This window comes from Streptomyces cinereospinus (assembly GCF_042430725.1).
Classification (GTDB): domain Bacteria; phylum Actinomycetota; class Actinomycetes; order Streptomycetales; family Streptomycetaceae; genus Streptomyces; species Streptomyces cinereospinus.
This window is the reverse complement of the sequence record NZ_JBHMCY010000039.1, coordinates 1-13,498: the sequence shown is the minus strand read 5'-3', so window position 1 is coordinate 13,498 and position 13,498 is coordinate 1. Positions and strand designations below refer to the sequence as shown.

Sequence of the window (13,498 nt, the reverse complement as noted above, 5' to 3'; positions counted from 1 at the left end):
GTTCACAGCCGTGCCCGCCGCCTGCGGGGACGGCGACCGGCGCACGTACGTCCCCTTTCCTTGCACGCTTCGATCACCACCAGGAGGACTCGGAGATGAGCACCGACGTGCAGTCCAAGAAGGAAGCCTACAAACGGGGAGAGGAACAGGGCCGCGCCGACGCCCTCGCCGGCCGGCCGTACGCCGACCCGCCGCGCGACGGCGCGCGCGGTGAGAAGGACCAGTACGCCAACGGCTACGACTGGGGTTACGAACAGGGCCGCGCGCAGAAGCTGGACCTCGTGGTGTGGCAGGAGGGTGGCGTCGAGGACGCCCCCGGGGGCCTGGGCACGACCATCAACATCTGCGTGCGTACGCCCAACTGGAGCGAGACGGTCGACGCCGGCGAACGCGAGCACGTCTTCACCGCTCCCACCGGATTCCGCTGGAACGGCACGGTGGGCGCCCAGTACAAGCGCATGGACCAGACCACAGGCGGCAGCCTGCCCCCCGTCCGGGCCAAGGTGAGCGACGACGGGCGCACCCTGACCTTCATCTACCACGTGCACCTGAACACCGGCGCCGAGGACAAGGACTGCATCGTCTACACCTGCGGCCTCGAAGCCGTCGACGGTGCCGGTGCCCGGCCCGGCCGGCACACCGACGGCGTCGCCCAGGTCGGCACCGCGCCCCCGGCCAAGCTCAAGGCCGAGGTCATCGAGGACGAGGACTGAGAGAGCAGGAGCCAGACACCATGACCACCGTCGTCACCTCCGGAGTCTTCCCGTCCACCGATCCCGCCGTCTCACCGGTCAACGGCCTGGGCACCGCGGACATCAGGTGGGGCAGCAACAACGCCCAGAGCGGATACCAGTTCCGCGGCGCGGCCGCGGACGTCCAGCTCGACGGCACCGAGTTCGTCGTCGGCACCTTCGTCCACCGCAACGTCCCCACCAACGTCAGCCCGAGCGAGTTCGACGTCCGGCTCGCCATCAACGTCATGTTCGAGGACGGCAGCACGACCGATCTCCACTTCGACTTCCACCACAACGAGACGCCCAACACCACCAACAGCAGTCCCGCGGACGACGACCTGGTCGACCTGCAGACCTTCGTCCACCCTCAGCCCGTCACGATCGACGGCAAGCAGTACCGGGCGGTGCTGAGCGGGTTCAAGCGCAACGGCCAGATCGTCAGGCAGTTCCGCAGCCCCGAAGGCGGCATCAACTTCGCCGAGGTCGTCTGCATGTTCACGCTGGAAGAACCCGACGTGATCATCTCCGACCTGCGGTACCTGGGCGCCGGCACGGGTCAGTCCGACGAGTACGTCGAGATCTTCAACCGGGGCGCCGCGCCTCAGGACCTGACCGGCTGGGTCGTGGAGGCCAAGCCCACCGGGCGTGACTTCCCCTTCCCGCCCGGGACGGTCATCCGGCCCGGGCAGCGGTACCGCGTCTACACCAACGAGTCCCACCCGCAGTTCGGCGGGTTCACCTTCGGCTCCTCCCAGCAGGTATGGCGGGACGAGGGCGGCATCGCCCGCCTGGTCGCGGCCGACGGCCACGTCCCGGACCAGTACCCCTACCTGGACAGGGGGTTCAACCGGACCGGCGCACCGTAGAGGGGCCTCGCCGGGTTCTCGGCGACCGGTGAGGCCGAAGCGGGCCTCACCGGTCGGGGGCCGCCCGGCATGGTCCTCGTGTGGCGGATGCGGGGCGGCGACGACTCCGCCCTTCGCCGCGGACGGAGAAGCCGACCCCGCTGTCCGCTTCGCGCTCGCGTTCCACGAGGACCGGCCCACCCAGGTCAGCTCGCCCGCCCCGCCGGGGGCGGGCGGAGTGGTCACTTGACGTTCTGGCGACTGCGGTTGTTCGCCTCGGCGAGCAGGGCGCTCAGCAGTTCGTCCTGGCTCAGCGCGCGGAGATGGCGCGGGTCGGCGTCCCATTCGAGGCCGCCGCCCAGCGGTCGGATCCGGAGGCAGGGGCCTTCGTGGCCCACGACCCGGCCGACCCGTCCGCGCCGGGTGTCGCGAACGGCGTCTCCGACGGCCGGGGTGCGGTCCCCGTCCCCGTTGTCCTCCGTCACGCGCCCGCTCCCCGGAGGATCACGTCCGCGAGCATGTGGGCCACGGGCGCGGAGCACACCCCGAGGTGTACGAGCGCGTAGCGGGCCTCCCCTTCGCTGTCGTCCGCCCACGGGGTGCGTACGTCCATCGCGGGGAGCTGGACGCCGGCGCGGCTGAGCGCGGCGGCGAGGGCGTTCCGCGCGTCGACGGCTTCCTGGATCTTCGGCGTGGTGGGGGGCATCGGTGTCCTTCTCGTCGGTCCGGTTCTTCCGGTTCTGCGAAAACCACGACCCGTCTGCGCTGGGCGAATTACGCTGCGTAGTACAGGCGTTACGAGCATGGGGCCGGAGGTGGACGGCCAGGCCGTGGACGGGGTGGTGCTTCCCCGGTGGGCGGAGTCGTTCCACACCTTCCACGCCCTTCACGCGAGGACGTCGAGGTACGTCGAGTACTCCGGAAGGGAGCCAGCCCGATGCCGCAGCGTCGCGTCGTCACCGGCCGCAGTCAGGAACCACGTCAGCGCTTCGCCGAGGAACTGCGCACCCTGCGGGCGCGCAGCGGGCTGAGCCTGCGGCAGGTCGGGGAACGGCTCGGCTGGGACTGGTCCCTGTTCGGCAAGATGGAGAAGGGCGAGACGCTGGGCAGCCCGGAGGTCGTCCAGGCCCTCGACACGCACTACGGGACGCCGGGGCTGTTACTGGCGCTGTGGGAGCTGGCGGCCGGAGACCATACGCAGTTCCGTGAGCGGTACCGGCGGTACATGGCGCTGGAGGCCAAGGCGGTGAGCCTGTGGCACTTCGCGGTGAGCGTGCTGCCGGGGCTGTTGCAGACACCGGGGTACGCCCGGGAGGTGCTGGCCGCCGGTGGGCTGAAGGGGAAGGAGCTTGAGCAGCAGGTCGAGGCGAGGATGGGGCGACGGGAGTTGCTGGACGGGGAGGACGCGCCGCCGTTTCGGACGATCCTGTCGGAGGCGGTGCTGCGGACGCCCTTGCGTGAGCTGGGGGAGTGGCGGGGACAGTTGGAGTATGTGGCGGACATGGCCGAGAGGTCCCATGTGACGATGCAGGTGCTGCCGCTGAGTGTCGGCATGCATGGCCTGGACAGCACCGCACTGATGTTCCTGCGTCTCCCCGGCGGAGTTACCGTGGCCTACACGGAGAACGCACACCGTGGCGAACTGATCGAGGAGAACGCGTCGGTCGAGCGACTTCATCGTGCATACGATGCGATGCGCGACTTGGCGCTGTCCCCGGCTGAGTCGCGAAAGTTCGTTCTGGCCATCTTGGAGGAAGTTCCGTGCGAGGCGTCGATCTGAGTGCCGCTAGCTGGCGCAAGAGTTCCCACAGCAACTCGGATGGTGGCGAGTGCGTCGAGGTCTCCGACGACTTCGCCGATGTCGTTCCGGTCCGGGACAGCAAGGCTCTGCACGGCCCGGCGCTCGTGTTCTCGGTGGACGGTTGGGCTGCCTTCGTGGGTGCAATGAAAAGCGGTCGGCTGAGCGACTGAGACCGAACGCCGACGGCCCTCGCGGAGATCCGTACCGCGAGGGCCGTCTTCGGAGCGCATGCAGGGCGGTCTGATGCGCATCCGTCGCGCGGACCTCGCCGGGGCGGGCGGGCCTACTGGCACCCCGTCGTCGCCGTCGCCGACCGGGAACGGCGGCACCGAGCAGATATGACCGGAGCTGCGTGTCTCCACGGTCCGTGCATCAGCGAGAGCTGTGGCTGCGTCGGGTGCCGGGTGGGCGCCGTCCGCCGGTTACCTGCGGCGTATTCACGTGCCCGCAACCCGCCTCCCGTATCGTCTGCCAGTGCCGGGCCGCCCCGTGGGCGTCGCCCGCGCACGCCCCGACAGCACGCACGTCCCGCGGGACGTCCGCACGGCACGGCCCCGGCCGCCGAAGGAGTGGCTCATGAGCACCTCACCGACCACCCCGCGGACGCCGGACGAACTGCACCGGCGGCTGGGTGTGCCGGACGCCGTGGTGATCGGGCTGGGCTCGATGATCGGGGCCGGGATCTTCGCCGCGCTCGCCCCCGCCGCCGCCGCGGCCGGCTCCGGACTGCTGCTCGGCCTCGCCCTCGCCGCCGTGGTCGCCTACTGCAACGCCACGTCCTCGGCCCGGCTGGCCGCTCGTTACCCCGCCTCGGGCGGCACCTACGTCTACGGCCGCGAGCGGCTCGGCGACTTCTGGGGCTACCTGGCCGGCTGGGCCTTCGTCGTCGGCAAGACGGCCTCCTGCGCGGCGATGGCCCTCACGGTCGGCGTGTACGTCTGGCCGGGGCAGGCGCACGCGGTGGCGGTCGCCGCGGTGGTGGCGCTCACCGCCGTGAACTACGCCGGGGTGCACAAGTCCGCCTGGCTGACCCGGGTCCTCGTCGCGGTGGCCCTGGCGGTGCTGGCCGCGGTCGCGGTGGCGGCCCTCACCTCCGGCGCGGCGGACGCGGACCGGCTGGGATTCGGCGACGACATGACGTTCGGCGGCGTGCTCCAGGCGGCGGGCCTGCTGTTCTTCGCCTTCGCCGGGTACGCCCGCATCGCCACCCTCGGCGAGGAGGTCCGCGACCCGCAGCGCACCATCCCCCGGGCGATCCCCCTGGCGCTCGGCGTCACCCTCGTCGTCTACGCCGTCGTGGCCGTCGCCGCCCTGAGCGTGCTGGGCCCGCGGGACCTGGCCGGGGCGACCGCCCCGCTGGCGGACGCCGCCCGGGCCGCCGGCGCCGGCTGGCTGGCGCCGGTCGTCCGGGCCGGTGCCGCGGTGGCCGCGCTCGGCTCGCTGCTGGCGCTGATCCTCGGCGTCTCGCGCACCACCCTCGCCATGGCCCGCGACCGGCACCTGCCGCCCGCCCTGGCCGCGGTCCACCCGCGGTTCAAGGTGCCGCACCGCGCCGAACTCGCCGTCGGCGCCGTGGTGGCGGTGGTGGCCGCCACGGCGGACGTCCGCGGCGCGATCGGCTTCTCGTCCTTCGGCGTGCTGGCGTACTACGCCGTCGCCAACGCCTCGGCCTGGACCCTCACCCCGGCCGAGGGCCGCCCCCACCCCGCGATCCCGGTGACCGGACTGGCCGGGTGTCTCGTCCTGGCGTTCGCCCTGCCGGTCTCCTCGGTGATCTCCGGGGCGGCGGTGCTGGCGGTGGGAGTGGCGGTCCACGCGGTCCGCCGGGCCGCCGCGCGGCGCTCCGCGCGCTGAGCGGAACACCGTCCGGAGTCCGCCCCGTTCCGAGCCGTCCGGCCAGGTCGCCGCGGGGGTCCGCGCCTCGTGGCCGCGCACACGTCTTCGAGATGTTGACCACATATGCGCAGGTCGCCGCCGCTCGGGGTAACCGGTAGAAAACGGCAGCTCAGCCAACAGTTGCTGTTTGACAACTATGGCGGCGAAGCAACAGAGTAACCGTGTCGGACGGGCGCGGGGAAGGGTCGGGAATGGGTTCCGGTGAACGGAGGTCACTCCGTGCTGGGTGCCGACGCGGCAGGGCGCGGAGGCCGACCGCGGGGCAGCGGGGTCAGGCCGTCTGGCCGCGGGGATCGTCGGCGGCGTCGTCCTGTATCTGCGCCGCGGCCGCGGCGCAGAACGCCTCCAGCCCCTGTACCAGCGCGAGCCTCTCGGCCGCGGGCATCTGCTCCAGCACCGATCGCAGCGCCCGCTCCCTGCGCGCGCGCAGATCGGACAGGAAGGCACGCCCCCGGCCGCTGAGACAGAGCCGGACCTCGCGCCGGTCGGCCGGGCTCACCTCGCGCTCGACGAATCCGGCCGCCTGGAGCCGGTCGCACAGCCGGCTGGTGGAGGGCGGCGTGGAGCCGAGCGCGTCGGCGAGGGTGCGCAGGTTGATGCCCTCGTGGTGCTCCAGGACGAGCATCACGCGCAGTTGGGAGGCGGACGCGGGCGCGGTGGACGCCCGGCCCCACAGGACCTCCAGCAGCTCCGCGGCCGTGGACGTCATGCGCGCGGCGACCTCGTCCGGCTCGCGGCGGGGGCGGAAGGCAGTCACTGTCACACTCTCGCAGGCACTGGGATGACCGTCAGGGTACTAGGCGAACGAGCTGGCCGAAGAGGGCCGGGACGTTCCCCACGGGCCGTTCGAGCGGCTACGCCGCCTGAACGAGAGCCCGTGGGCGTCCGGTGAAGGATTGGTGTGTCTACCATCGTGAAGAGATTCGTCGCCGCCGAGCGCGCGTTGCGCACGGCGGCCCCCCATGAGCTGCTCGACGCTGTCCGCCGTGTACTGGTCGAGCAGTACACGGCGGAGTCCGTCGAGCTCTACCTGGCCGACTACAGCCTCGCCGTGCTGCAGCCGGTCTCCGTACCGCCGTACACGCTGCGGCCGGTGTCGGTCCACAACACCCCCGCGGGCCGGGCGTTCGGCGCCCAGGAGCCCTTCGTGGAGCGGGCCCGCGGCGGCGCGGTCCGCGCCCACCTGCCGGTCACCGTGCGCGGCGACCGGCTCGGCGTGCTGTCGGTGACGCTGCCCGGCGAGGGCCACCTGCGGGACTGCCTGGACGAGCTGGCGGAGATCGCCGAGGTGCTCGGGCACGAGGTCGTGGTGGCCGAGCGGGACACCGACGTCTACCTCCAGGCCCGCCGCCGGGAGCGGCTGACGCTCGCCGCCGAGATGCAGTGGCAGCTGCTGCCCGGCCGCTCCTGCTCCCGCCCCGAGTACGAGCTGGGTGCCCAGCTGGAGCCCGCGTACGCGATCTTCGGGGACAACTTCGACTGGTCCGCGACGGCCGACCGGCTGACCCTGTACGTGACCAACGGCATGGGCGAGGGCATAGAGGCCTCCCTGTTGACGAACCTGGCGATCAACGCGCTGCGCAACGCGCGGCGGGCCGGCATCCCCATCGCCGACCAGGCCGCGCTGGCCGACCAGGCGGTCTACGCCCACTACCGGGGCCGCAGTTATCTGTCCGTGCTGATGTTCGACTTCGAACTCGCCACCGGACGCGCCCGGGTGGTGGACGCCGGGTCACCGCAGATGCTCCGGCTGCGCGCGGGTACGGTCGAACGTGTCACCTTCGAGGCGCAACTCCCGTTGGGCATGTTCGAGGAGACCGATTACGTGGCGCAGGAATTCGAGGTCGAGCCCGGCGACCGGCTCGTGTTCGTCAGCGACGGGGTCTACGACGTCGCCTCCCCGGGCGGGGAGGTGTACGGGGACGCCGCGCTGACGCGCGCGGTCCTGTCCAGCCGGCTGCTTCCCGCGGCGGAGGTCCCCCGGGCCATCCTCCGCGAACTGACCGGCCACCGGGGCCGGCCGGCCCCGGACGACGACGCCCTGGTGGTGTGTCTGGACTGGCACGGGCGGCGCTGATCGCGTGTTGTTCGCGCCACGACCCCGACGCTAATGTTTGTCATACGGCAATAAATGGCCGAAGCTGAGCCGTTCGCGAGGCCGCAGGAGCCCGTGGAGAAGGAGACGATGCAGGTGCGAGAACAGGACGCGGCGACCGAGTCGGCGGCGCGGCAGGTGGCTGCCTTCCTCGACCGCTCCCGGGAGCAGGTCGCCCAGCGCTGGGCCGACGCCGCGCTGTTCCGCACGGTCTTCACCGTCTCCCGCGACGAGGCGGTCGAGGCCGGCAAGGCCGTCGTCGACGCCCTCGCTGCGGTCGCCGGCACCGGACGGCTGGAGGACATCGCGGCGCCCGGGTTCGAGACGGTACGGGACCAGCTGGGGCGGATGGCCTCCTCCCGGGCCCGTACCGGACTGAGCCCGGCGCAGATCGCCGACGAGGTCGCCGAGCTGCGCCCGCCGGTGGCCGCCCTGCTGCGCGAGGGGTTCGCCGACCCGGCCGCCCCGCAGGCGGGCGACTGCGTACTGGCCCTGACCGTGCTCATGGGCACCCTGCGGCTGGTGGTGATGGAGCGGGCGCTCAGCGCGGGCGAGGAGCTGATCGAGCGTCAGCGCCAGCAGCTGCTGGAGGTGGCCACCCCGGTGGTCAAGCTGTGGGAGGGCACGGTCGCCGTACCGCTGATCGGCACCCTGGACAGCGCGCGCAGCCAGGTCGTGATGGAGAACCTGCTGGACGCGATCGTCGCCCAGCGCGCCCGGTACGCCATCCTCGACATCACCGGTGTGCCCACCGTCGACTCGCTGGTCGCCCAGCATTTGATGAAGACGGTGGCGGCGGCCCGGCTGATGGGCGCCGAGTGCATCGTCTCCGGCATCCGCCCCGCGATCGCCCAGACCATCGTGCACCTCGGTATCGACCTCGGATCCGTGCTCACCCGCGCCACCCTCGCCGACGCGCTGGCGTACGCCATCACCCGGCAGGACGCCGAGGACCGGTCGTCCGCGGCGGCGGGAGCGAGCCGGCGGTGAGCGTCCCCGCCGGCCCCGCGGCCCCGGTGCCCGTCCTGGCGCTGGGGGACGTCCTGCTGGTCACCCTCCAGGGCGAGCTGCACGACGGGATGGCCGAGCAGCTCCAGCAGGACATCACCCGGCGCATAGCGGGCAGCGGGGCGACCGGGGTGGTCATCGACATCTCCGGGGTGGAGATCGTCGACTCCTTCCTCGGCCGCGTCCTCGCCGAGATCGCCTCCAGCGCGGGCCTGCTGGCCGCCCGCACGGTGCTGGCCGGCATGCGGCCCGCCGTGGCGATCACGCTGGTCGAACTCGGGCTGACGCTGCCCGGCCTGCTCACCGCCCTGGACAGCGAACGCGCGCTGGAACTCCTCGGCACCCCGGCGGGCGGGGGGCGAACATGACACCGACCTCCCGCCAGGCCGCCTCGACCAGCCTGCCGATCGGCTCGGACGCCGATCTGGCCTGGGTGCGGCAGCAGGTGCGGCAGGTCGGATCCGAACTCGGGTTCGGGCTGGTGCAGCTGACCAAGCTGGTCACCGCCGCCAGCGAGATCGCCCGCAACACACTCGTGCACGGCGGCGGAGGGCACGTGGAGATCACTCCGTTGGACAACGGCCAGGTCCGGGGGCTGCGGCTGTCGTTCGTCGACTCCGGACCCGGCATCCGGGACGTCGAACGGGCCATGACCGACGGCTACACCACCGGCGGCGGCCTCGGGCTCGGCCTCAGCGGGGCCAAGCGCCTGGTCCACGAACTGACCATCGACACCGAGCCCGGCCGGGGCACCACCGTCACCGCCGTCGCCTGGAACACCGTCCTGCCCGCCACCCGCCCGGGGACCGTATGAGCCGGGTGTGGGACATCCCCGTACACGACTCGACCCGGGTCCGCGACGTGCGGGTCGCCGCCGAGGCGGCCGGCGCCCGGGCCGGGCTCGACCCCCACCGCATCGCGGTCGCCGCCCTGGTGGCCACCGAACTCGCCACCAACCTCGTCAAGCACGCGGACGGCGGCCGCATCGCGATCAACCTCGTCCAGCGCCCCGCCCCCGACGGTCAGATGCCCTCGGTGCAGCTCGTCTCCCTCGACCACGGGCCCGGCATCGCCGACGTCGAGGCCGCGCTGCGCGACGGCCACACCACCGCGCCCGCCTCCCTGGGCGCGGGCCTCGGCACCTGCTCGCGGATATCCAGCGACTTCGACCTGCACAGCGTCCGCGGCCGGGGCACCGTGGCGATCGCCCGGATCGACCAGACGCCCGCGGCCCGGCGGAGCCCACCCGCGTCCGGCCCCCGGGTGGGCGGCGTCAACATCCCGCTCGCGCAGGCCGAGTACTCCGGCGACGCCTGGAGCTGGGTGCGCACCCGCGGCCGGCTGACGCTGATGCTCGCCGACGGACTCGGCCACGGTGCCAAGGCCGCCCAGGCCTCCGGCGCCGCCGTCGAGGAACTGCACCGCACGGGACACCTGCCGCCCGTGGAGATCCTGCGGCACCTCAACACCGCGCTGCGGCCCACCCGGGGCGCCGCCGTCGCCGTAGCGCAGATGGACATGGACACCGACCAGCTCCGCTTCGCCGGCATCGGCAACATCGGCGCCCGCCTGCACTCCGACGGCGCCTGGCAGCCGCTGGTCTCCCATCCCGGCATCGTCGGCTCTCAGTTCCCGGCCGGCGTCCCGCTGCACCGGCTGCCGTGGCGGCCGGACAGCCTGCTCGTGCTGCACAGCGACGGACTGCCCAGCCGCTGGAACCCGCCCGGCGACCCCGGCCTGCTGCGCTGCGACCCCGCACTGGTGGCCGCGGCCGTCCTGCGCGACGCCAGCAGCGCCGCCCGCCCCGTACGCGACGACACCAGTGTGGCCGTACTGGCCCCCGACCGCCGGACCTGCGCCCATGACCGCCGCCCCTGACACCTGGACCATCAGCTCGGCCGCCGACGCCGCCCACGCCCGCAGCGCCGTCGCCCGGCTCACCGCGGGCGCCCCGGTCCTGGACCGCGCCCGCTTCCTGACCGACCTCACCACCCAGCTCAGGCGCTGCCTCGACGAGGGCGGCGCGGAACTCGTCCTCAGCGCCGAGGACACCGGCCGGCTCCAGATCGACGTACGGCCCACCGGCCGGCCGGCGCACCGGCTCACCCTCACCTGGCCCCGGCACTCCGGCGCGCCGGGCACCGACGGCACGGACCCGGCCGGCGCCCTGCTCACCGCCGACCAGGACGCGGGCGAGCTGGTGGGACAACTGGACGACCTGCACAGGGAACAGGACGACCTGCGCGGGAAGCTGGACGAGCTGCGCGGGAAGCTGGACGAGCTGCGCGGGAAGCTGGACGACCTGCGCGGGGAACAGGACGACCTGCGCGGGAAGCTGGACGAGAAGGAGGCCCTGGTCCGCTTCCACCGCGAGGAGCTGCACGAGACCAACCAGGGCGTACTGGCCCTGCACGCCGAGCTGGACGCCGCCGCCCTCGCCCAGCGGGAGCTGCTCGACGCCGAGCGGGCCGCGCGCGCCGAGGCGGAGAAGGCGCGCCGGCTGCTGACGTTCCTCGCCGACGCCAGCGCCGCCGTGACCGCCTCGCTGGACCACGAGGCCATCCTGCGCCGCCTGCCCGAGCTGCTCGTCCCCGAGTACGCCCGCGACGTCGACGTCTGGCTCTTCGACGACGAACAGGTGCCCCGGGGCGGCGGCCGTCCCGCGGCCGCCGTGGCCGCCGCCCGCACCGGCCGTGCCCAGCACGCCGCGGGCCACCCCGGCGGCCTGCCCGGCGTCGACGACCTGCCCGCCTCCGTGCTCGCCCCGGACCGGCCGCTGCTGTGCATCCCGCTCACCGCGCACCGCATGCTGGGCGTGCTGACACTGACCGCGCCCGGCCCCCGCATCGACCCGGACACCTCCGTCATGCTGGTCGAACTGGCCCGCCGGATCGCCACCGCCCTGGACCACGCCCGCCGCTACGAACAGCACCGGGACGTCGCCGAGGCCCTGCAACGCGCCCAGCTCACCGACCTGCCCGCCGTCGAGGGCCTCACCCTGGCCGCCCGCTACCTGCCCGCCACGCGCGGCCTGAACATCGGCGGCGACTGGTACGACGCCTTCCCGCAGCCCGACGGCAGCCTGCTCGCGGTGATAGGGGACGTCACGGGGCACGGGCTGCGGGCGGCCGTGATGATGGGTCAGCTGCGCACCGCTCTGCGCGCCTACGCCGTGGAGGGCGACGGGCCCGGCCGGATCCTCACCCGGCTGCACCACATGCTCCGCCACCAGCAGCCCGACCTGTACGCCACCGCGGTCGTCGCCCGCTTCCGGCCCGGCGACCCCACCGTCGTGTGGGCCTCCGCCGGGCACCCGCCCCTGCTGGTGCGCGAACCGGACGGCGCGGTGCGGGTGCTGGACACCAGGCCGGGCATCATGCTGGGGGTTCCCATACCGTTCGCGTTCCAGGAGCACGCCGTCGAGCTGCCCCCCGGCTCGACCCTCGCGCTCTACACCGACGGCCTGGTCGAACGGCGGGTCCTCGGCATCGACCCCGGCATCCAACGGCTCACCGAGGCGCTGGCCGCGCTGAGCGGAGCGGAACTGGAAGGCGACCTGGACGCCTCCGCCGAGTCCCTGCTCAAGCCGTTGCTGCACGACTCCGAACGCGACGACGACGTCTGCATGCTGCTGTGCCACACCACCCGGATCCCGTCCCCGGTCCCGGTGCCGGCCCCCAGGTCCGACCGGGGCGCCGTGCGCACCGACGCCCCGGACCCGGCCGCGGCGGCGTGGCGCCGGGGCCGGGCAGAGGGCGGGACCCCGGGCGGCCTGTGAACCCTCGGCACCACCTGGCTGCGCTCGCACGTGGGGCGTCTTGCGCTTTCCTGGCCGGTGGGGGGCCTGCCTGCCTGGTTGTGCTCGTACGTGGGAGGTCTCGCCTTTCCTGGCCGGTGGGGGGCTTGTCTGGCTGTGCTCGCGTGGGGCGTCTTGCGCTTCCCCGCCGGCAGGGAACCCGCCCGGCCGCGCTCGCACCTGGGACGTGTCGCCCTCCTCGGCAAGCACGGAACCCGCCCGGCCGCGCTTACGCCTCCGGTGTCTCGCCCCCCGGCCGGAGCGCCTCGCCGGTCCGGATCGCCAAGAAGGCCCGCAGCCCCCGGCTGAGCGCGGCCCGTTCGTCCGGGGCCATCCCCGCCAGCGCCTCGCCCAGCGCCCGCGCCCGCCGCTCGGCCACGTCGCCGAGCACACGCCGTCCGTGAGTGGTGAGACTCAGCCGCACCTCGCGCCGGTTGCGCGGATGCAGCGCCCGCTCCAGCAGCCCCGCAGCCTCCAGCCGGTCGCACAGCCGGCTGGCCGTCGGCAGCCCTATGTCGAGCCGCTCGGCCAGCCCCGTCAGATTCAGTCCCGGCGTCACCTCCAGCGCCCGCAGCGCCCGCAGTTGGTGCAGCGACAGCCGCAACACCGCGGCCTGCGCCGACAGCGACCACAGGTTCGCCAGGTTCTCCACGGCCTCGGCGATCTCCAGGGCGACGGCCCGCGGACCGTCGGCCGGTCCATCCGCCTGGCCGTCGCCGGGGCCGCCGGGGTGGGTCACGAAAACATCACTTTCAGTAAACTCCGGGCGGGTGCGCGTCTCCCTCTCCAGAGGCTGTACCCGAAGCGGGCGAGGACAAGCCGCCCGGCCCGTCACCGGCACCTCGGGGCCGTCCACGGGCCCGGTGCTCAACCCTGCCGCTCGGTGATGTTGACCATCCAGGCGACGCCGAAGCGGTCCGCGCACATGCCGAACACGTCGCCCCACATCTGCTTCTCCAGCGGCACGGACACCGAGCCGCCGGCCGTCAGCCTCTCCCAGTACCCGCGCAGTTCGGACGCGTCGTCGCCGCTGAGGCTGATCGAGAAGGCGTTGCCGCGCTGGAAGTCCTCACCGGGCGGGGTGTCCGCACCCATCAGGGTGAAGCCGCTCGGAGTCTCCAGCATGCCGTGCATGATCTTGTCCGCGTCGGGGGTGCCCGGCCGGCCGCCGATCTCGCCGTAGGTGCCGAGCGACAGCGTGCCGCCGAAGACCTCCTGGTAGAACTCCAGCGCCTGGCGGGCGTCGCCCTCGAAGACGAGGTACGGGTTGAGTCGCGAAGCCATGGGAAACCTCCCCGAGGGAGCGGACGGTCGGTGCTCCGC

16 protein-coding genes are annotated in these 13,498 nt (G+C 73.2%); 11 read left to right on the top strand and 5 right to left on the bottom strand.

The window, feature by feature from the left end:
- Nucleotides 1-95: 95 nt before the first annotated feature.
- Nucleotides 96-713 carry a hypothetical protein gene (locus ACFF45_RS20690; RefSeq protein WP_381347899.1) on the top strand — a complete coding sequence of 206 codons (618 nt, stop codon included), beginning with the start codon at nt 96-98 and terminating at the stop codon, nt 711-713.
- 20 nt (nt 714-733) lie between these two features.
- A complete protein-coding gene (locus tag ACFF45_RS20685) occupies nt 734-1,600 on the top strand; it encodes a lamin tail domain-containing protein (RefSeq protein WP_381347898.1) in 867 nt (288 codons plus the stop codon).
- 221 nt (nt 1,601-1,821) lie between these two features.
- Here the strand turns inward: ACFF45_RS20685 and ACFF45_RS20680 are convergent, their stop codons facing one another.
- Nucleotides 1,822-2,064 (bottom strand): hypothetical protein, encoded by a 243-nt coding sequence (locus tag ACFF45_RS20680; protein ID WP_381347897.1) that lies wholly within the window; start codon nt 2,062-2,064, stop codon nt 1,822-1,824.
- A complete protein-coding gene (locus tag ACFF45_RS20675) occupies nt 2,061-2,285 on the bottom strand; it encodes a hypothetical protein (RefSeq protein ID WP_381347896.1) in 225 nt (74 codons plus the stop codon). Before ACFF45_RS20675 ends, ACFF45_RS20680 begins: the two co-directional genes overlap by 4 nt.
- Nucleotides 2,286-2,516: 231 nt before the next feature.
- Here ACFF45_RS20675 and ACFF45_RS20670 point away from each other — a divergent pair, with 231 nt between their 5' ends.
- From ACFF45_RS20670 to ACFF45_RS20660, 3 genes are all read left to right on the top strand, one after another.
- The gene (locus tag ACFF45_RS20670; protein ID WP_381347895.1) at nt 2,517-3,359 is read left to right on the top strand and encodes a helix-turn-helix domain-containing protein; all 843 of its coding nucleotides are present in this window, start codon (nt 2,517-2,519) and stop codon (nt 3,357-3,359) included.
- Nucleotides 3,341-3,550: a DUF397 domain-containing protein gene (locus ACFF45_RS20665; RefSeq protein ID WP_381347894.1), complete on the top strand. Its 210-nt coding sequence runs from the start codon at nt 3,341-3,343 to the stop codon at nt 3,548-3,550. Before ACFF45_RS20670 ends, ACFF45_RS20665 begins: the two co-directional genes overlap by 19 nt.
- A gap of 406 nt (nt 3,551-3,956) precedes the next feature.
- Entirely contained in the window at nt 3,957-5,234 is a 1,278-nt protein-coding gene (locus ACFF45_RS20660; protein ID WP_381347893.1) for an APC family permease, read from the top strand.
- Nucleotides 5,235-5,547: 313 nt separating this feature from the next.
- Here ACFF45_RS20660 and ACFF45_RS20655 read toward each other — a convergent pair whose 3' ends face one another.
- Nucleotides 5,548-5,985: a MarR family winged helix-turn-helix transcriptional regulator gene (locus ACFF45_RS20655; protein WP_381347937.1), complete on the bottom strand. Its 438-nt coding sequence runs from the start codon at nt 5,983-5,985 to the stop codon at nt 5,548-5,550.
- A 204-nt stretch (nt 5,986-6,189) separates the two neighbouring features.
- Here ACFF45_RS20655 and ACFF45_RS20650 point away from each other — a divergent pair, with 204 nt between their 5' ends.
- From ACFF45_RS20650 to ACFF45_RS20625, 6 genes are all read left to right on the top strand, one after another.
- Entirely contained in the window at nt 6,190-7,353 is a 1,164-nt protein-coding gene (locus ACFF45_RS20650) for a PP2C family protein-serine/threonine phosphatase (protein ID WP_381347936.1), read from the top strand.
- Between the two features lie 108 nt (nt 7,354-7,461).
- Complete coding sequence (locus tag ACFF45_RS20645; protein WP_381347935.1) at nt 7,462-8,361, top strand: STAS domain-containing protein; 900 nt, start codon at nt 7,462-7,464, stop codon at nt 8,359-8,361.
- Complete coding sequence (locus ACFF45_RS20640) at nt 8,358-8,747, top strand: STAS domain-containing protein (RefSeq protein WP_381347892.1); 390 nt, start codon at nt 8,358-8,360, stop codon at nt 8,745-8,747. The genes ACFF45_RS20645 and ACFF45_RS20640 overlap by 4 nt, the downstream gene beginning before the upstream one ends.
- Nucleotides 8,744-9,193: an ATP-binding protein gene (locus ACFF45_RS20635; protein WP_381347891.1), complete on the top strand. Its 450-nt coding sequence runs from the start codon at nt 8,744-8,746 to the stop codon at nt 9,191-9,193. The genes ACFF45_RS20640 and ACFF45_RS20635 overlap by 4 nt, the downstream gene beginning before the upstream one ends.
- The gene (locus ACFF45_RS20630) at nt 9,190-10,257 is read left to right on the top strand and encodes a SpoIIE family protein phosphatase (protein WP_381347890.1); all 1,068 of its coding nucleotides are present in this window, start codon (nt 9,190-9,192) and stop codon (nt 10,255-10,257) included. The genes ACFF45_RS20635 and ACFF45_RS20630 overlap by 4 nt, the downstream gene beginning before the upstream one ends.
- Nucleotides 10,241-12,157 (top strand): SpoIIE family protein phosphatase, encoded by a 1,917-nt coding sequence (locus ACFF45_RS20625; protein WP_381347889.1) that lies wholly within the window; start codon nt 10,241-10,243, stop codon nt 12,155-12,157. The genes ACFF45_RS20630 and ACFF45_RS20625 overlap by 17 nt, the downstream gene beginning before the upstream one ends.
- 247 nt (nt 12,158-12,404) lie before the next feature.
- Here the strand turns inward: ACFF45_RS20625 and ACFF45_RS20620 are convergent, their stop codons facing one another.
- Complete coding sequence (locus ACFF45_RS20620; RefSeq protein WP_381347888.1) at nt 12,405-12,914, bottom strand: MarR family winged helix-turn-helix transcriptional regulator; 510 nt, start codon at nt 12,912-12,914, stop codon at nt 12,405-12,407.
- 128 nt (nt 12,915-13,042) lie between these two features.
- Entirely contained in the window at nt 13,043-13,459 is a 417-nt protein-coding gene (locus ACFF45_RS20615) for a VOC family protein (protein ID WP_381347887.1), read from the bottom strand.
- Nucleotides 13,460-13,498 lie beyond the last annotated feature (39 nt).